14 protein-coding genes are annotated in these 18,481 nt (G+C 59.7%); 1 reads left to right on the plus strand and 13 read right to left on the minus strand.

Going from position 1 to position 18,481, the window contains the following annotated elements; translation table 11 throughout:
* Positions 1-4: 4 nt before the first annotated feature.
* The 13 genes from FHW77_RS21900 to FHW77_RS21960 form a co-directional block, all read right to left on the minus strand.
* The gene (locus FHW77_RS21900) at positions 5-1,075 is read right to left on the minus strand and encodes an ABC transporter ATP-binding protein (protein ID WP_006699929.1); all 1,071 of its coding nucleotides are present in this window, start codon (positions 1,073-1,075) and stop codon (positions 5-7) included.
* A 36-nt stretch (positions 1,076-1,111) separates the two neighbouring features.
* Positions 1,112-2,635, minus strand: coding sequence for a glycerol-3-phosphate dehydrogenase (locus FHW77_RS21905; protein WP_182590689.1), 1,524 nt, complete (start codon positions 2,633-2,635; stop codon positions 1,112-1,114).
* 108 nt (positions 2,636-2,743) lie between these two features.
* Positions 2,744-3,517: a DeoR/GlpR family DNA-binding transcription regulator gene (locus FHW77_RS21910; protein WP_006699927.1), complete on the minus strand. Its 774-nt coding sequence runs from the start codon at positions 3,515-3,517 to the stop codon at positions 2,744-2,746.
* Positions 3,518-3,659: 142 nt separating this feature from the next.
* Complete coding sequence (cysG, locus tag FHW77_RS21915; RefSeq protein WP_162696209.1) at positions 3,660-5,126, minus strand: siroheme synthase CysG; 1,467 nt, start codon at positions 5,124-5,126, stop codon at positions 3,660-3,662.
* Positions 5,098-7,746 (minus strand): nitrate reductase, encoded by a 2,649-nt coding sequence (locus FHW77_RS21920; protein WP_100911279.1) that lies wholly within the window; start codon positions 7,744-7,746, stop codon positions 5,098-5,100. The genes cysG and FHW77_RS21920 overlap by 29 nt, the downstream gene beginning before the upstream one ends.
* 238 nt (positions 7,747-7,984) lie before the next feature.
* Entirely contained in the window at positions 7,985-8,320 is a 336-nt protein-coding gene (nirD, locus tag FHW77_RS21925) for a nitrite reductase small subunit NirD (RefSeq protein WP_100911278.1), read from the minus strand.
* A gap of 5 nt (positions 8,321-8,325) precedes the next feature.
* Positions 8,326-10,773, minus strand: a complete 2,448-nt coding sequence (nirB, locus tag FHW77_RS21930) for a nitrite reductase large subunit NirB (protein ID WP_111813670.1) — start codon at positions 10,771-10,773, stop codon at positions 8,326-8,328.
* A gap of 5 nt (positions 10,774-10,778) precedes the next feature.
* Positions 10,779-11,576, minus strand: coding sequence for an ABC transporter ATP-binding protein (locus FHW77_RS21935; protein ID WP_111813668.1), 798 nt, complete (start codon positions 11,574-11,576; stop codon positions 10,779-10,781).
* 13 nt (positions 11,577-11,589) lie between these two features.
* Positions 11,590-12,483, minus strand: coding sequence for a nitrate ABC transporter permease (ntrB, locus tag FHW77_RS21940; RefSeq protein ID WP_182590690.1), 894 nt, complete (start codon positions 12,481-12,483; stop codon positions 11,590-11,592).
* Positions 12,484-12,596: 113 nt separating this feature from the next.
* A complete protein-coding gene (locus FHW77_RS21945; protein ID WP_111813666.1) occupies positions 12,597-13,889 on the minus strand; it encodes a CmpA/NrtA family ABC transporter substrate-binding protein in 1,293 nt (430 codons plus the stop codon).
* A gap of 376 nt (positions 13,890-14,265) precedes the next feature.
* Positions 14,266-15,561: a CmpA/NrtA family ABC transporter substrate-binding protein gene (locus tag FHW77_RS21950; RefSeq protein WP_111813664.1), complete on the minus strand. Its 1,296-nt coding sequence runs from the start codon at positions 15,559-15,561 to the stop codon at positions 14,266-14,268.
* Between the two features lie 33 nt (positions 15,562-15,594).
* Positions 15,595-16,182, minus strand: a complete 588-nt coding sequence (locus FHW77_RS21955) for an ANTAR domain-containing response regulator (RefSeq protein WP_006699921.1) — start codon at positions 16,180-16,182, stop codon at positions 15,595-15,597.
* A 98-nt stretch (positions 16,183-16,280) separates the two neighbouring features.
* Positions 16,281-16,946 (minus strand): GntR family transcriptional regulator, encoded by a 666-nt coding sequence (locus tag FHW77_RS21960; protein ID WP_111813662.1) that lies wholly within the window; start codon positions 16,944-16,946, stop codon positions 16,281-16,283.
* Between the two features lie 266 nt (positions 16,947-17,212).
* Between FHW77_RS21960 and FHW77_RS21965 the strand changes: the two genes are divergently transcribed.
* Positions 17,213-18,469 carry an NRAMP family divalent metal transporter gene (locus tag FHW77_RS21965; protein WP_004437230.1) on the plus strand — a complete coding sequence of 419 codons (1,257 nt, stop codon included), beginning with the start codon at positions 17,213-17,215 and terminating at the stop codon, positions 18,467-18,469.
* Positions 18,470-18,481: the final 12 nt, after the last annotated feature.

The raw sequence follows: 18,481 nt of genomic DNA on the forward strand, positions 1-18,481 counted from the left end.
CCCCTTACGCCGCTTCGCCGATGGCGCGGCCATTTGCGTCGAATGCCATCAGGTGGCTTGTATCGAGAAACAGCTCGATATCCCTGTCCGGTTCGATGTCGTGGATGCCATGCGCCAGCATGACCCAGCGTCGGCCCGAAAATTCCACATGCACGAAGCTTTCCGACCCGGCGATTTCAGAGATCAGCGTCCGCGCCCGTATGGATTGCCGTGCTTCACCCTTCGCCTGCGGGAAAAGATGATGCGGCTGGAAAGCGATGGTCAAAGGTCCATCCGGCACGGTGGCAAGGTGCGCCGGCACCGCGACAACGGCGCGATCAGCACGGGTAAAGGCTCCACCCGTCTTGATGACCTCGATGGTGTTGAGCGGCGGGTCGGCGAAAATTTCCGCCGTCACAATATCCACCGGGCGCCGGTAAACCTCGATGGTGCGACTGAACTGGGTTACCCTGCCCTCGTTGAGTGTTGCCGTATTGCCGCCCAACAGCAGCGCCTCTGACGGCTCTGTGGTGGCATAAACGAAGATCGCGCCCGACTCCGCGAAAATGCGCGGCAGCTCCTCGCGCAATTCTTCGCGCAGCTTGTAATCGAGATTGGCCAATGGCTCATCGAGCAGCACCAGAGTGGCGTTCTTGACGATGGCGCGGGCAAGTGCCGTGCGCTGCTGCTGGCCGCCGGAAAGATTGAGCGGCGTACGGTCGAGATAGGGTGTAAGCCTCAGAAGCTCCGCGGCTTTTCTCACTTCCCGGTCGATGGTTGCCTGATCCTTGCCCGCAACCCGCATCGGCGAGGCAATGTTTTCGTAAACGCTGAGCGCCGGATAGTTGATGAACTGTTGGTACACCATGGCGACGTTGCGCTTCTGGACCGGCCAGCCGGTCACATCCTCGCCGTTGACCAGGATCGAGCCGCTGCTTGGCTTGTCCAGCCCTGCCATTAGCCGCATGAGCGACGTCTTGCCCGAAAGCGTCGGTCCAAGCAGAACGTTCAGGCTTCCGCGCTGCAACGTCAGATCCGTGGGATGAATATGATAGTCACCGCCCACCATCTTCGAGACATTTCGCAATTCAAGCATGGTGATCCAAAGCCTCCTCCGCTTTTGTCCGGATCGTCAGATTGCCTTCAATCGTCCACCTGCAATGTCATCGATGTAGTCCTCCAACCCGCGCACCTCGTCGGGGGTCAAAAAAAGTCCCTGCTTGGTACGGCGCCACAAAATATCCTCCGCCGTCAGCGCCCATTCCCGCGCCATCAGCCAGCGAACTTCAGCTTCGTAGAGCGTGCCGCCGAAATGCCGCCCAAGCGCGGGCGCGTCTGTCGCATTGCCTATCATCGCCGCCACATCGGTGCCGTAGCAGCGGACAAGCCGCTCCGCATGACGCTTTTCCAGGAAGGGATAACGCGATAGCAGCGCAGAAACCTCCGCAGCATAAGCTTCTACATTGAAATTTCCGCCCGGCAGATGAGAACCCGCTGTCCATCGGGCTCCCTTTGTTCCCAGCGCATCGCCGATCTTTTCAAGAGCATGTTCGGCGAGTCGCCGATAAGTGGTGAGCTTGCCGCCGAAAATATTGAGAAGTGGTGCCTCGCCGTCGGTCCCCTCGGTCTTCAAGACATAATCACGCGTCGCCTCCTGCGCTTTTGACGCGCCGTCATCAAAAAGCGGCCGCACCCCGGAGTAGGTCCAGACGATATCGGACGGCTTCACCGGTTCGGCAAAATATTCACTCGCCGCGCTGCAGAGATAGCTGATTTCCTCGTCGCTGATCTTAACAGCCCGGGGGTCACCGGTATAGTCGCGATCCGTCGTGCCGATCAGGGTGAAATCCTGTTCGTAAGGGATGGCGAAAATGATGCGGCCATCCGGATTCTGAAAGAAGTAGGCGCGCGGATCGGAGAACTTCTTGCGCACGATGATATGGCTGCCCTGGACGAGGCGAACATTGTGAACGTTGTTTTTGCCGAAGGTCTCCGACAGAACCCTGTCGACCCATGGACCGGCGGCATTCACCAACATCCGCGCCCGGTGGACCTGCGTTTCTCCGGCGGCATTTCTCGTCTCGACCCGCCAGAACGCGCCGTCGCGCCGCGCGGAAACCACCTGCGTCCGACTGAGGATCAACGCGCCACGGTCAGCGGCATCACGGGCGTTCAGCACGACCAGGCGGGCGTCATCGACCCATCCGTCGGAATATTCGAAAGCCCGGGCGAAAATCGGTTTCAAAGGCTTTCCGGCCGGATCACGGCGCAGATCGAGCGAGCGGGTGGCGGGCAGAAGCTTGCGGCCGCCAAGATGATCGTAAAGGAAGAGCCCGAGACGCACGAGCCACGCCGGACGCACACCGCCCTTCTGGAAGGGCAGCACGAAACGCATGGGCCAGATGATATGAGGCGCCATGGCCCACAGAACCTCGCGTTCCATCAGTGCTTCGCGCACCAGACGAAACTCGTAATGTTCGAGATAACGCAGGCCGCCATGAATGAGCTTGGTTGCAGCAGACGACGTACCGGAGGCGAAATCGTTCATTTCCGCAAGTGCGACGGAATAGCCCCTGCCGACGGCGTCGCGCGCAATGCCGCAGCCATTGATACCGCCGCCGATCACGAAAATATCGTGAATTGCCTCGTCAGACATGCACCCTCCCGCGCTTTCATCGACGCTCTCCTCATCGATATATTGAAAGCACGACCATCTAATTCGAAGACAAAACGAATGTCAAACGAAATTCCGACAGCCCGTGGATCAGGTGCCGCGGGCCTCCGTCTCGATCAGCCGGACATCATGATCGGCGCAGATACCGCGGATGGAATCAATCGGACAATGATCGGTGATGAAGGTATGAACCTGCGAAAGATGGCCGATGCGGACAGGGGCCGTCCGTTCGAATTTGAGCGAATCCGATACCAGAATCACATGGCGCGCGTTGGAGATGATTGCCTGCGCAACCTTGACCTCGCGGAAATCGAAATCCAGCAGGGCGCCGTCCTCATCGATGGCGGACACGCCGATGACGGCGAAATCCACTTTGAACTGGCGAATGAAATCCACGGCCGCTTCGCCGACAATGCCGCCATCGGAGCCGCGCACGACACCACCGGCAATCACCACCTCAATACCCGGGAAAACACGTAACCTGTTGGCAACATTTATATTATTCGTGATGACCATCAGTTCGTGATGATCCGCCAGCGCTTCGCCCACCGCCTCCGTGGTCGTGCCGATGTTGATGAAAAGCGACGAATTGTTGGGAATGAGAGCGGCGGCAGCGGCTCCGATCGCCTGCTTTTCCACGGAAGCAATCGCCCGCCGAGCCTCGTATTTGACATTTTCATTGCCGCTTGGAAAAAGCGCGCCGCCGTGGATGCGGGTCAGAACACGGGTATCGCAGAGGTCGTTCAGGTCCTTGCGGATCGTCTGAGGGGTGACGGAAAACCGAGATGCCAGCTCGTCGACCAGCACTCGCCCGTTCGCTTTCGCCAGCGCGACGATTTCATCCTGACGCGGTGTGAGCAACATTTCGCCCTCCCTCCTCTTTCAATTTTTTCGTTTTATTGAAGAGCGAACGAAAAACCAATGTCAAGGGATGGTTTAGGCCGACCGTGGGTGGCCGCGTCGACGTCGTGTGTCAAAAATTTGCGCCGGGGCGGCGCGTGGTCCGTCAGCGAGCTATCAGAACGGGCGGAAGGATCTCCTTTGCGTCCATCACGGACAGCGCCGGGGAAGCGGCGCGGAACACATCGCCAATGCCGATCAGAACGGGCTCGTTTACCCCCAGCCGCTCGATTGCCGCAGACAGTTGCGTGAGTGTGCCGCACCAGCGCTGCTCATTCGCCCGGGTGACGGAAACCACGACGGCAACGGGCGTCGAGGCGTCCATGCCGTGGGCGAGCAAGGAGGACCGGATTGCCGCCGCGGTTCGCCCGCCCATGTAAAAAACCGTGGTTACGGCGGGGTCGGCAAGCGATGTCCAGTCAATATTCTCCGGCAGCTTTCCCTGACGGGAATGGCCGGTGATGAAGCGCACCGACTGGGCGTGGTCGCGATGGGTCAGGGAAATGCCCAGGCGGGAGGCCATGGCGCTTGCCGCGGTGATGCCGGGCACGACATCGACGGGAATGTTTTCAGCCGCCAGCGCGGCGATCTCCTCACCGGCGCGCCCGAAAATCATCGGATCGCCGGATTTCAGGCGCACCACCCTTTTTCCCGCCTTTGCAAGCCGGATCATCATGTCGTTGATATCTTCCTGCCTGCAGCTTTCGCGGCCGCCGCGCTTGCCAACCAGCATGCGCTTGGCCTCCCGCCGCGCCAGCTCCAGCACCTCGGCTGAGACAAGATCGTCAAACAGAATGACATCTGCCGCCTGCAGGGCGCGCACCGCTTTCAGCGTCAGAAGTTCGGCGTCTCCAGGGCCGGCGCCCACAAGCGTCACCCGCCCCCCAACCTCGCAAGCCTGCATTCCGGTAGCCGTCAGCAATCGTTCTTCGCTGTCTTCGTCCAGCCTTTCGGTAAAGGCCCGATCGACGAATTTCTCCCAGAACAGCCGCCGGGACGGACCTGGCGTCAGCCGCAGGTTAACCCGCTCACGGATGGTCCGGGCAAGCGCGCCCCAATCCCTGAGCGAGGGCGGCAGCAATGTCTCAATGCGCCGACGGATAGCCTGAGCCAGAATAGGTGCTGCGCCATCGGTGGAGATCGAGACGACCACTGGCGAGCGATTGACGATGGAGCCGAACTGGAACTGGCAGAATTCCGGCTTGTCGATGACGTTGACGGGAACACCCGCCGCCCGCGCAGCGGCATGAAAGGCTGCCGCCTCCGTATCCGTTTCGCAATCCGCCAGCGCCAGTTCCGCATTGGCGAATATGCCACTATGCCAGCGCATGGCATGGAAATGCAGGCGAGTGCTTCTGGCAACGAGCCATGCAAATGTCTCGGACAGGTCACCCCTCTCACAAAAGACATGCAATTCCGCGCCGCAGGCCAGCAACAGCTCCGCCTTCCAGGCGGCCCCATCCGATCCGCCCGCCAGCACCACGCGCTTGCCCTCAAGCCCCCAGAAAACCGGCAGCTTGGCGAGTTTCTCCATACGGGCCGGTTCATTCCGCTGCGGTTTTAAGGCATCCATTGATGACCTCCTTGATTTCGGCGCGGCACGAGCCGCAATTGGTGCCGGCATTCAACACCTTGCCGATGGCTTCGACGCTATGGCAGCCATCCCGGACTGCGGCCGTGATCTGGTTGACGCCGACATTGAAGCAAGAGCAGACCGTGGCCCCCGGATCGGGACGGCCGGCTCCGGGGCGACCGGCGATCAGCGCAAACCGCATTCGCAGATCCTCATGGCGCTCGGTCAGTTGCGAGATCGCCCAGTTGCGGGCAACAGCCACCGGCCGCCTTGCGATGAACAGCGCCGCCAGCAGTATATCGCCATCGAAAAAGGCAAGGCGCAGATCGCCAGTTTGCCGGTCGCTACAACCCAGCGGCTCGATCCCGGCGTCGATGCCGAAGACCTGTCGTGCCCAGAGCGTCCAGTCCTGCGGCTCTTCCGCAAAGGCAAGCTCCATGCGATAGCCGCCATCCGCCTTTGCAATGGCCCAATAGGCGCAGTCCGGCGCATCGGGCCGGGTGCGGGAAATGGCGAAACCGTAAGCCTTCGCTTCGAAACGTCTTGCCCTCACGCCCGTGTTTTTCGAGGCGGGCTGGCCGGAATAAGGGTCCGTGACCGGGGCCACAACCATATCGATCCGCGCCAGCGAGGCAAACTGGTCGTTCCAGTGCATCGGCGCGAACACCGATCCGCGCGCCTGCCTTTCGCTGATCAACGCCCGCAGCAGAACCTTACCATGTGGACTTTCCAGCTCTACCAGATCGGCGCTTTCGATGCCCCGCGCCTGTGCATCGCGCGGGTGAAGCTCGGCGAATGGCTCGGCGATATGGGCGGTAAGGCGTGCGCTTTTGCCGGTGCGGGTCATGGTATGCCACTGGTCGCGAATGCGCCCGGTATTCAGCGTCAGCGGATAGTCCGCCGACGTTCTGTCCACCTCCGGCAAGGCTGTGACGATGAACCGTGCCTTGCCATCGGCGTGATAAAACCGGCCATCTGCGAAGAAACGCGTCGTGCCGGCGTCGCCTGCCTGCGGTCTTGGCCATTGGAAGGGCGCCATCCCGTCATAGACTTTCGGGTCGACGCCACTGATGTCGAAATCGCGACTGCCCAGATTTTCGAAGCCAGACAGAGCCGCATGTTCGGCGAAAATCTCCGACGCGTGCCGGAAGGCAAAGGCTGCGCCGAAACCCATGCGCCGGCCCACTTCCGCCATCTGCCACCAGTCCGCTTTCGCTTCACCGGGTGTATCGAGAAAACCGCGCTGGCGGGAAATGCGCCGCTCGGAATTGGTGACCGTACCGTCTTTTTCCCCCCAGCCAAGCGATGGCAGAAGCACATGGGCATGGCGCGCCGTGTCGGTCTTTGCCATGACATCGGACACCACGACGAATGGACAGGCCTTGATGGCCGCTTCGACGGCACCGGCGTCAGGCATGGACACCACTGGATTGGTCGCCATGATCCACAGCGCCTTGATGCGGCCATCGGCCACGGCCCGAAACATATCAACGGCCTTGAGGCCGGGTTTTTCCGCAATGGCAGGCGAGGCCCAGAAGCGCTGCACGCGATCACGATCCCCGGCACTTTCGATGGCCATATGGGCGGCCAGCATGTTGGCCAGCCCGCCGACCTCGCGCCCGCCCATGGCGTTCGGCTGACCGGTCAGCGAAAACGGTCCCATGCCGGGCCTGCCGATGCGACCGGTCGCAAGGTGGCAATTGATGATAGCGTTGACCTTGTCGGTGCCGCTTTGCGACTGGTTGACGCCCTGGCTGTAACAGGTGACGGTTTTTTCGGTGCGTTCGAACAATTCGTAAAAGGAAATCAGTTCGGCAATCGTCAGCCCGGTGGCCTCAGCGATATCAGGCAGGCTATATTCGGTTGCTGCCTGCATCGCAGCATCAAAACCGACCGTGTGATCTTCCACAAAGGCGTGATCGACTGCAGGACTACCGGAAAGATGCGCCAGCAGGCCGGTAAACAAGGCCACGTCTCCATCCGGGCGGATGGCGAGGTGCATATCGGCAATATCGGCGCTAATCGTGCGACGCGGATCGATGACAACGACTTTCATTTCCGGCCGTGCCGCCTTTGCCGCCGCTAGCCTCTGGTAGAGGACGGGATGGCACCAGGCGAGATTTGAACCGGTGAGGATCACCAGATCGGCAAGCTCCATATCCTCATAGGTGCCCGGCACCGTATCGGCCCCGAAGGCGCGGCGATGGCCAGCGACCGAGGACGACATGCAGAGCCTTGAGTTGGTATCGATATTGGCCGAACCGATGAAACCTTTCATCAGCTTGTTGGCGAGGTAATAATCCTCCGTCAGCAATTGGCCGGAGACGTAAAAGGCGACCGAATCCGGGCCATGTTCGGCAATGGTGTCGGAGAAGCGGGAAGCGACGAGATCAAGCGCTTCGTCCCATGTCGCCCGTTTGCCATTGATCTCAGGGTGAAGAATGCGTCCTTCAAGGTCGATGGTTTCGGCGAGGGCCGAGCCCTTGGAGCACAGCCGGCCGAAATTGGCGGGGTGGTCCTGATCGCCTCTGATGGAAACGATGCCATCGTCGTTGACGGTGGCGATGACGCCGCAGCCGACGCCGCAATAGGGACAGGTGGTTTTGGTTTCAACGGGCATGGGTTTGCCCTCTCAGCGTGTGGCGGTTACGCCGCCTCAACGTGTGGCGCTTACCCCCCTCTGCCCTGCCGGGCATCTCCCCCTCAAGGGGGGAGATCAATCGCGGCACAAACTTCCATTCACAACTGGCGTCGTCGCCGGTGGAGAGGGAACGAGGAGCCCTCCGCTTGTCGATCTCCCCGCTTGAGGGGGAGATGCCCGGCAGGGCAAAGGAGGGTAAAGCCGCCGCCATCGCAATTCACTCCGCCGCAATCATCAGCGTTTCAAGCGCTATCGAAAGCCTCCCATCCAGATTACGCACCGGGATGGTCCGCACCTCGCCCTCGTCTGCTCCCAGCGCTTTGCCGGTCTCCAGCGAAATGACCCAATTGTGCAGCGGACACGTCACTGAAGCCCCATGCACGATGCCTTGGCTCAACGGCCCGCCCTTGTGCGGGCAATGATCCTCGATGGCGAAGACATGATTTTCCGCTGTGCGGAACACGGCGATCTTGCCCATCGGCGTTTTTACGCACCGTGCGCCGCGTAGTGGGATGTCGGAGATGTCACCAATATCGATCCAGTTGACGTCCATCGTTCTCACTCCGCTGCCTCGCTGAAACCGATTGCCGCCATGGGCCTGAATTCGTGCTTGTCGTGGCCGGACACACGCTCGGACCAGGGATCGACCTGCGCGAATTTCTGGCCGAAGACGAAGCGTTCGAAATAGGCCCGACGCTTCTCCGCATCATTCATGATCTGGCGACGAACCTCGTCGTAGCCGATGCGCTTGGCCCATTTGTAGATGCGCTCAAGGTAGCGCGCCTGCTCACGGTACATTTGGGTGAGCGCCACGATATGCTCCAGCGCTTCATCCTCGGTTCTGACAAGACCCAGAACTTCAGTGCCCTTGATATCGAGGCCGGCGGCGCCGGCGAAGTGGATCTCGAACCCGGAATCGACGCAGATGACGCCAATATCCTTGCAGGTGGCCTCGGCGCAGTTGCGCGGACAGCCGGAAACGGCAAGCTTCAGCTTGGCGGGTGTCCACGATCCCCACATGAATTTTTCAATGCGGATGCCAAGCCCGGTGGAATCCTGCGTGCCGAAGCGGCACCATTGCTGGCCGACACAGGTCTTCACGGTGCGCAAGCCCTTGGCATAGGCCTGGCCGGAAATGAACCCGGCCTTGCCGAGATCGGCCCAGACGGCGGGCAAATCCTCCTTTTCGATGCCGAGAAGGTCGATGCGCTGGCCGCCCGTCACCTTAACCATTGGGATTTCGAACTTGTCGACCACATCGGCAATCGCCCGAAGTTCGGAAGAGGATGTCACACCGCCCCACATGCGCGGCACGACGGAATAGGTCCCATCCTTCTGGATATTGGCGTGAACACGCTCATTGATGTAACGCGACTGGTAATCATCGGCATACTCATCCGGCCAGTCGCAGACGAGGTAATAATTGAGCGCCGGCCGGCATTTCGCACAGCCGCAGGAGGTTTTCCACTCAAGCTCCTGCATCACGGCTGGAATGGTCTTAAGACCCTTGGCCTTGATGAGACGGCGTACATCGTCGTGGCCGAGATCGGTGCATTTGCACATGGGCTGCACGGCAGCGGGGTTATAACTGTCGCCGAGCGTCAGCGTCATCAGCTGTTCGACAAGACCGGTGCAATTGCCGCAGGAGGCGGAAGCCTTGGTGTGGGCGCGCACATCATCCAGAGACGTCAATCCCTTGGAGGTGATGGACGAGGTGATCTTACCCTTGCAAACGCCGTTGCAGCCGCAGATTTCCGCATCATCCGGCAAGGCTGCAACGGCCGCCATAGGGTCCAGCGGGGACCCTCCCTGATAGGCCTGGCCGAAAATCAGGGTTTCGCGCATGGCGGAAATATCGGTGGACTTTTTCATCAGATCGAAGAACCACGACCCATCCGCCGTCTCGCCGTAGAGCACCGCACCGATGATGCGGTTTTCTTTCAGGATGAGGCGCTTATAGACGCCGGCTGTGGCATCGCGCAGCACGATTTCCTCGCGGTCGTCGCCTTCTGCGAAATCGCCGGCGGAAAACAGGTTGATGCCGGTGACCTTGAGCTTCGTGTTAGTGACGGAGCCGTGATATTCGGCCGAACCGCCGCAAAGGCGGTCGGCTAACACCCGGGCCGATTCATAAAGCGGGGCAACCAGCCCGTAGCATATGCCGCGATGTTCCGCGCATTCGCCAAGCGCATAGATCGAGGCGTCCGACGTCATCATGCCATCGTCAACGACGATACCGCGATTGACGGCAAGACCGGCTTCCCTGGCAAGACCGGAAGCGGGACGGATACCGACCGCCATCACCACCATGTCGCCTTTGATGATCCTGCCGTCTTCCAGCTCGATGCCCTCGACCTTCTCCTTGCCAAGAATGCATTTGGTATTGGCCTTGGTGATGATGTCGATGCCGCGCTCGGTGAGCGCCTTTTCCAGAAGATAGGCCGCTGCCGGATCAAGCTGACGCTCCATGATCGTCGGCATCAGGTGGACGACGGTGACGTCCATTCCCTGACGCTTGAGACCATAGGCGGCTTCCAGCCCGAGAAGCCCGGCGCCGATGACAATGGCGCGGCCCTTTCCTTCTGCGATCTCCAGCATCTTCGTCACATCATCGAGATCGCGATAGGCGAGCACGCCGGGCAATTGATGGCCGGGGACGGGAATGATGAAGGGCAGAGAACCTGTGGCGATCACCAGCTTGTCATAGGAAGCCGTAATACCGTTTTCGCTGGTGACGGTCTTTTTGTCCCGATCGATACCGGTGACCTTCGCACCCTTGTGCAGCGTCACATTATTGGCCGCATACCAGTCGTCATTGTGGATGACGATGTCCTCGTAGCTCTTTTCGCCTGAAAGCACCGGCGAGAGCATGATGCGATCGTAATTGACGCGCGGCTCGGCGTTGAAAATGGTGACATCGTAGAGGCCGGGCGCGGTTTCGAACAGGTTTTCCAGCATGCGCCCCGGCGCCATGCCATTACCGATGATGACGAGTTTTTGCGTCATGGTCGTTACTCCGCGGCTTCGACGAAGCGGTGACGTTCGTAAAGGAACTTCAGCACGGCCTCGCGGCATTTGAGGTAGGTCTTGTCGGATGCAAGCTCGATACGATTGCGCGGGCGTGCCAGCGGCACCTCGAGCACTTCGCCGATGTGAGCTGCGGGACCGTTGGTCATCATCACGATACGGTCGGAGAGCAGCACAGCCTCGTCCACGTCATGTGTGATCATGACCATGGTGTTGCCGAGCCGGGCGTGGATTTCCATCACCGCGTCCTGAAGATGGGCGCGGGTCAGCGCATCCAGCGCCCCGAAAGGCTCGTCCAGCAGCAGGATTTTCGGCTCCATGGCGAGCGCCCGGGCAATGCCGACACGCTGTTTCATGCCGCCGGAAATTTCCGAAGGCTTTTTGTCTTTCGCGTGCCCCATCTGAACGAGATCGAGATTGCGCATGACCCAGTCATCCCGCTCGGCCCGTGTCTTGGTATTGCGGAAGACCTTCTCGACAGCGAGATTGACGTTTTCATAAACCGAAAGCCACGGCAGCAGGCTGTGGTTCTGAAACACGACGGCGCGTTCAGGTCCGGGTTCGTTGACCTCCCGGTTTTCGAGGAGCACGGCGCCGGCGGAGACTTTCGTCAACCCGGCGATGAGGTTCAGCATGGTGGATTTGCCGCAACCGGAGTGGCCGATGACCGAGACGAATTCACCCTTTTCGATAGTGAGGTTGATGCCTTTCAGCACCTCGGCGCGCGAGCCGCCCTTGTCGAAATATTTGTCGATGTGATCGAGCTTGAGATATGCGTTCATAGTTATCGCCCTTTCAGTTGCCCGCAGAGCCGCGGGTGATGACCTTGCCGAGCGCCGCCACCAGCTTGTCGAGCATGAAGCCGACGACGCCGATGTAGGCGAGTGCCACGATGATGTCGGGCAGGCGCGAGGAATTCCAAGCGTCCCAGATGAAGAAGCCGATGCCGACGCCGCCGGTCAGCATTTCCGCCGCCACGATCGCGAGCCACGAAAGGCCGATGCCGATGCGCAGGCCGGTGAAGATGTAGGGTGCTGCCGATGGCAGCATGATCTTGAAGAAGAATTCCAGCTGGTTCAGCCGCAGCACCTGCGCCACGTTGCGGTAATCCTGCGGAATGTTGCGCACGCCGACTGCGGTATTGATGATGACCGGCCAGATGGAGGTGATGAAGATCACGAAAATGGCCGACGGATTGCTGTCCTGAAAGGCGGCCAGTGAAAGCGGCAGCCAGGCGAGCGGCGGCACGGTGCGCAGCACCTGAAAGATCGGATCGAGGCCGCGCATCGCCCAGACCGACTGGCCGATGACAGCCCCGAGAATGATGCCGGCGATGGCGGCAAGGCCGAAACCGTAGGCCACCCGCTCCAGCGAGACCAGCACGCGCAGGCCGAGACCTATATCCTGCGAGCCATTATGGAAGAACGGCGATACGATGAGATCGTAGCTCTCCTCGAAAACCTGGCTCGGCGGCGGCAGGGAGGCGCCGGGGGCGGAACAGAGCAGCTGCCAGACAGCAAGCAGAATGGCGAGAACGACAAACGGCGGGATGATGTTGCGGGCCGCTACCACAGCCCATTTGCGCAGATCAATCCGCGGCGACTGTTTCGGCGCAAGCGCCACGACATTTGCCTTCTTCGCTGCCTGCTGCTGCGGCTCTTCGTTGAATTTTCGGGCCAATGCGGACATGGGCATTTCCTCTTGATGTCGGTTGCGGTCTGGGCTCGCCCCTCACCCGGTCTTCAGCCGCACCGGTTGGGAAGCGCGGCCGGCGGATGAAGGGCGACGCCCGGGTCTCCTCCTCAGGAGGCCGCCTTGATGGACAGGCTTTCGAGATAGGCCGACGGGTTTTCCGGGTCGAAGACCTTGCCGTCGAAGAAGGTTTCCTTGCCGCGCGAGGTGGAGGCGGGCAGATCGGTTACGCCGAGATCCTTGGCGGCAGCGCGCCAGATATCCTCTCGGTTCACCTTCGCAACCAGCGCCCTCACATCGGTGTCGGGCGCGAATTTGCCCCAGCGGATGTTTTCTGCGATGAACCAGCTGTCGTGGCTGCGGAAGGGATAGGAGGCATGGTCCTGCCAGAACTTCATCTGCAGGCCGGTGTTTTCGAGCACGCGGCCGTTGCCGTAATTGATATTGCCCTTGAGGCGGCCAAGAACATCCTTTGGCGGCACGTTGAACCACTGGCGTTTGCCGAGGATGGTGGACATTTCCTCCTTGTTCGCCATCTCGTCACACCACATCTGTGCTTCCATGACCGCCATCAGCAGCGCCTTGGTGGCGTTGGGGTTCTTTTCCACCCAGTCGGCGCGCATGCCGAGCGCCTTTTCCGGATGGCCCTTCCAGAGTTCGCCTGTCGTACAGGCAGTAAAGCCGATGCCCTGATTGACCAGCTGCTCGTTCCAGGGCTCGCCCACACAGAAGACGTCCATGTTGCCAACCTTCATGTTGGCGACCATCTGCGGCGGCGGAACGACGATGGTGGAAACGTCCTTGTCGGGATCGATACCGCCGGCGGCAAGCCAATAGCGGATCCAGAGATCATGCGTGCCGCCCGGGAACGTCATCGCGGCCTTGATTTCCTTGCCTTCCGCCTTCTTTTTCTCGAACGCCACCTTCAGTTTGGAGGCATCGAGTTGAACGCCGGTATCTGCATATTCCCTGGCGACGGAGATGCCCTGGCTGTCGAGGTTCAGGCGGGCGAGGATTGTCATCGGCACCGGCACATTGTTCTGGGTTACCTTGCCCGTATGCATCAGATACGGCATCGGCGTCAGAATATGCGCGCCGTCAATACCGTTCGAAGCGCCGCCGAGCACCAGATTGTCGCGCGTTGCGCCCCATGACGCCTGCTTCAGAACCTCGACGTCAGGCATGCCATGCTTGGCGAAGAGGCCCTTTTCCGCGGCGATAACGAGCGGTGCGGCGTCGGTGAGTGCGATGAAGCCGAGTTTTGCACCTTTGACCTCAGGCTCGGCGGTGGCTGCGAAAGCCCCGGAGGGAAACGCGCCGCGTACCGCAGTGACAAGGGCTGCGGTGGTCGTGGTCTTCAAAATCGCGCGGCGGCTGACAGCGCCGGAGAATATCTTTTTCATTCGCATGTTCCCCTTATTGGGCCACCCGTAGGTGACGTTTTCGCTTGCGAAAAAACCGGAAAATAAAAAAACGCCGCTCGGTGTTTGCGTCTGCGGACGGGAGAAGTCCGGACTGCAAAACCTTGCGACGTCTGTGTCTTTGAAAGCGCCTATGCCGCGCCCTGCTCGCTCCGATCGCCGTTGACCGGTGCGAAAAACAAAAAGCAAAAGGCGTGCCAGTTTATCAAAACTAGATTATAACCCTGAAAAGAAAGGCGTATTTCAGGAGATGAGCTTTACGACTAAATTTTAATCAGGGATTTTCTTGGCTTGCATTTGGGCAAATGGAGAAATCCCGCGCTTGAATTTTACGCAGCTTGACCAGCTTGGGGGCCGTTTATGCCTCACCGGAAGGTTGAGAAACAGCCGTAGATGTACGTACTGAAAATTCCTTCACATAGCCTTCTATGTCGGCGGGATCGAATATGAGGCCATCTACGAAACGATCACCCTCTTCCTGCCCTTCGACACGGATATCGGCATCATCAGGTGCATTGGCGTCGCCCAGCACCGCCCGGTAAATATCCGGCCGGTAGGAAGACAAGGCGGCCGCCACGCCTTTGCGAGAAAATTCCGCCTGCCCCCAGCGGATCATCTGGCTGTAAATCCACAAAGCCTGACTTTGCCGGGGATAATTCGCATGGCCGCCATGAAAGGTGAAATATTTGTCGATCACGCGCCTATTCCCCCGGCTATCAATGCTGAATTCACCGGCAAGCACACGACGGATAATCGCCTCAGGCGCTCCAATGTAACGCGGATCGGCAAGGGCCCGGCTTAGTTCATCGTGATTTTCTGCAAGGTCGCACCAGCGCGCGGCCGCATCAAGCGCCGTCAGCAGCCGTCCGACCGCTTCTTGTTGGTTTGCCGCCCATTCGGGCCGCATGCCGACGACCTTTTCGGGTGCGGAAGGCCACAAATCCTGCTTGGCGGCAACGATCCGGCCGACACCGCGTTCGGCGGCGACGATATTCCACGGCGCTCCAACGCAGAAACCGTCAATCGCTCCCGCAGCGAGCGCATCCGATGTCAACGGCGGCGGCACGACCACAAGCTTGACGTCGTTGTCGGGGTGAATGCCGCCAGCGGCAAGCCAGTAGCGAAATTCGTAATTATGCGAGGAAAACGGGTAAGTCATGCCAAGCGTCGGTGGCGGCTCGCCGCGGGCACGCATATCATCAAGCACACGCTTCAGCGCCTCAGCATTTTCGAGCGCTCCCGCCGTTTCGGAAAGTCCGGTCACGGCCTTCATGCGGTCAAACAGGCGGGTCGAAAGCGTGATCGCATTGCCGCCGCGTCCGAGTGAAAAAGGCGTAATCGTCGGCGACGGGTTGGAACCGAGCCCGAGCATGGAGGCGACGGGCATTGGCGATAGCATATGGGCAATGTCGAATTGCCGGAACGCCAGCCGGTCACGCACATTTGCCCAGGAAACGTCTTTCACGAGATCGAGCGTAATGCCCTCGCGTTCTGCAAAGCCGAATTCGGCCGCTGCGATAAGAACCGATGCGTCAACAAGGGGTATAAAGCCAGCACGCAGGATTTTCTGCCGGTCACTGCCGACCCTTGCCGGTGCGCCCGGGGCTTTCGTCGCTCCGCTGTCTGGTCCTGCCGTTTGTTCCGGTGCCGCCATGTTATTCACTCCACGCTGTCCGGCTGGTCTTCGTCACATCAACAGACCGGCCGCGGTGACCACGCTTTGCGCGATCTCGGATATCTTCTTTTTCTCGTTCATTGCCGTTTGCCGCAGAAGTGCAAAGGCCTCTTCTTCAGAAAGGCCGCGCATCTTCATCAATATGCCTTTGGCGCGTTCGATGACCTTGCGCTCCTCAAGCGCCGATTTCGCATCGGCCAGCTCCCGCTGCAGGCGGCTGAAAGCATTGAAGCGGCTGACCGCCATATCGAGAATCGGTTTCACACGCTCTTTCTTCAACCCGTCCACCACATAGGCGGAGACACCGGCCTCGACGGCTGCCTCGATTGAGGCGGTGTCGGAACGATCGACAAACATGGCGATAGGCCGGCCAACCGTGCGGGTGAGCTGAAACAGATGCTCCATCATGTCACGATTGGGATTTTCAAGATCGATGAAAATGACATCAGGCTGCAGCGTCTCGATGGTGCGCGCCACCCCGTTCACTTCGTGGATGACGGTAACGCGCTGATAGCCCGCCTCGCGCAGGCCCTCCTCTATGATGGAAGCGCGGATCGCGTTTTCGTCGATAACGAGAATTGTCAGGTCGCGAAGCGTCATGCCAGCATTGATGACGCAGCGCAGCAAACTTGGCAATCGCCCTGATCGGCAAAAGTGAAACAGTACGGCACGAGACTTTCGCCGCCGCCGCCGCTATGTCAGGAGGCGTGTTCCACGGCACGTTCGAGCGCTTTCAGGACCGTACGCTCTGAAAGATTGAGATAGGTGTCCATCTCGTCGCCCGCTTCCTGCGCCTTGCCTTCCTCCATCAGTGACAGAATTTTGCTGTTCATGTCGACAAATGGAGAATGAAGCTGTTCGGGATCTTTCAAGAGACCGAAACACAGCCGGAGTTCAGCGGCGATACGCTCGTAAAAATCGCTGATCCGGGCACTGTCGAGGAGATCAACGACAGCGGCATGAAATTTCATATTGGCGCTGCCCACGCCCAGCCAATCAGCAGCCTCACGCTTTACCTTCGCATCCTCAACCGCTGCCCGCATCGTTTTGATCGCGGGGTGCTTGTGCCAGGCCTGCCGCAGCGCGCCGCATTCCACCATGCGCCGCACCCGGTAGATATCGATGACCGAGGAGATGGTGGGAACTGCGACGAACACTCCGCGATTGGCCTCATGACGCAGAAGCCCATCCTTGGTCAAAAGCCGGAATGCCTCGCGCAGCGAATTGCGGGAGACATCGAAACGTTCACTGAAGGCTGCCTCTGACAGGCGCTGCCCCGGCGCCAGCTCACCTGATATCAGCAGGGTACGAATACCCTTGGCCAATCGATCCGCAAGCGGCAGACCCTCTGTCGTTTCCGTCATGGCGCTCCTTTCCTAAGAGCAATGCAGCATCTGGAATTCCGTGACAGGCATGTTCGGACACGGCATGTTCTGCCCATAGCACAAAGCATTAGCAAAGCACGAAAAAAACATGCTGAATTCATGCGCATAACGTCCAACAAATAGACAAAATAAGAGAACGATTATTATTTATTGTTGAACAATGTTGACAATTTCGCGGAACAGGCCAAATTCGGTCTCATAAAGCATCCGCGAGGGGCGGATTGCAAATGGAGCGGAGAAAATCCATGGAGCAGAATAAGCTCTCGCCCGCCGACCCTAACGAGGTTGCGCGCAAGGCGAAGAATCAACGGTATGCCTTGCTTTCGGCAATGTTCTTGATGTCGATGTCGGCCGTCGGGCCGGGCTTCATAACACAGACCGCAAATTTCACGGTTAAACTGGGCGCCGCATTCGCATTCGCCATCGTCATTTCCGTCCTCATCGACTTTGTCGTGCAGGCCAATATCTGGCGCATCGTCACCATTACCCGCATGCGGGCACCGGCCATTGCCAATGCCGCTATTCCGGGTTCGGGTTATCTGCTTGCGATTCTCGTCATTATCGGCGGCCTGTTCTTCAACATCGGCAATATTGGCGGCGCGGGCCTCGGCTTCAACGCCATGATCGATCTCGATCCGAAGATCGGCGGTGCAATCGGTGCACTGGCGGCCATCGGAATCTTCCTGTCCCGCCGCGCCGGCATTGCCATGGACCGCGTGGTTTTCGTCGCGGCCTTTGTCAAGCTGGCGTTGATCGTTTATGCGGCATATGTTTCCGGCCCGCCGGTCGCGGAAGCCTTCCGCCAGACTTTCCTGCCAGACACCATCGATTTCGTCACCATCACCACCATCGTAGGCGGCACGGTTGGCGGCTACATCACCTATGCCGGTGCGCATCGCCTGCTGGACAAGGGCATGGTGGGCATTGAAAATATCAACGCGGTCAATCGCGCGGCGCTCAGCGGCATCGCCATCACCGGCGTCCTGCGCTACGTCCTGTTCCTTGCCATCCTCGGCGTTGTCGCAAGTGGCGTGGTCATCGATCTCTCCGGCAAGGCGGCGAATCCGGCCGGCCAGGCTTTCCATGCCGCCGCCGGCAATATCGGCTACCGCCTGTTCGGCGCCGTCTTCCTCGCCTCGGCCATGACCAGCATCATCGGCGCGGCCTATACCTCCGTGTCATTCCTGACAGCTTTCAAGCCTGACATAACGGAGCGTCAGCGTAATCTGGCAACGGTCGGCTTCATCGCCATTTCGCTGATTGCCTATGTCATCATCACCACCCCGCCTGCAGCCATGCTCGTCTTCGTCGGCGGTCTCAACGGTCTCGTCCTGCCGATCGGTCTTTCGATCTTCATGTATGCCGCCTGGAAGCGCGCGGATCTGATGCACGGGTACCACTACCCGCGCTGGCTGCTGGTGCTTGGCGTGCTGACCTGCGCGCTCACCTGGTATATGGCCTATAAATCGGCGGGCGCGATCTTTGCCCTGCTCGGCTACTGATGGAATAAGGGA

This window comes from Agrobacterium sp. RC10-4-1, from assembly GCF_014138475.1.
Taxonomy (GTDB): Bacteria; Pseudomonadota; Alphaproteobacteria; order Rhizobiales; family Rhizobiaceae; genus Agrobacterium; species Agrobacterium pusense.

Excerpts from the sequence above, each read along its gene's own strand:
- FHW77_RS21900 (WP_006699929.1), bottom strand. The coding sequence starts at position 1,075 with ATGCTTGAATTGCGAAATGTCTCGAAGATGGTGGGCGGTGACTATCAT.
- FHW77_RS21905 (WP_182590689.1), bottom strand. The coding sequence starts at position 2,635 with ATGTCTGACGAGGCAATTCACGATATTTTCGTGATCGGCGGCGGTATC.
- FHW77_RS21910 (WP_006699927.1), bottom strand. The coding sequence starts at position 3,517 with ATGTTGCTCACACCGCGTCAGGATGAAATCGTCGCGCTGGCGAAAGCG.
- cysG (WP_162696209.1), bottom strand. The coding sequence starts at position 5,126 with ATGGATGCCTTAAAACCGCAGCGGAATGAACCGGCCCGTATGGAGAAA.
- FHW77_RS21920 (WP_100911279.1), bottom strand. The coding sequence starts at position 7,746 with ATGCCCGTTGAAACCAAAACCACCTGTCCCTATTGCGGCGTCGGCTGC.
- nirD (WP_100911278.1), bottom strand. The coding sequence starts at position 8,320 with ATGGACGTCAACTGGATCGATATTGGTGACATCTCCGACATCCCACTA.
- nirB (WP_111813670.1), bottom strand. The coding sequence starts at position 10,773 with ATGACGCAAAAACTCGTCATCATCGGTAATGGCATGGCGCCGGGGCGC.
- FHW77_RS21935 (WP_111813668.1), bottom strand. The coding sequence starts at position 11,576 with ATGAACGCATATCTCAAGCTCGATCACATCGACAAATATTTCGACAAG.
- ntrB (WP_182590690.1), bottom strand. The coding sequence starts at position 12,483 with ATGTCCGCATTGGCCCGAAAATTCAACGAAGAGCCGCAGCAGCAGGCA.
- FHW77_RS21945 (WP_111813666.1), bottom strand. The coding sequence starts at position 13,889 with ATGAAAAAGATATTCTCCGGCGCTGTCAGCCGCCGCGCGATTTTGAAG.
- FHW77_RS21950 (WP_111813664.1), bottom strand. The coding sequence starts at position 15,561 with ATGGCGGCACCGGAACAAACGGCAGGACCAGACAGCGGAGCGACGAAA.
- FHW77_RS21955 (WP_006699921.1), bottom strand. The coding sequence starts at position 16,182 with ATGACGCTTCGCGACCTGACAATTCTCGTTATCGACGAAAACGCGATC.
- FHW77_RS21960 (WP_111813662.1), bottom strand. The coding sequence starts at position 16,946 with ATGACGGAAACGACAGAGGGTCTGCCGCTTGCGGATCGATTGGCCAAG.
- FHW77_RS21965 (WP_004437230.1), top strand. The coding sequence starts at position 17,213 with ATGGAGCAGAATAAGCTCTCGCCCGCCGACCCTAACGAGGTTGCGCGC.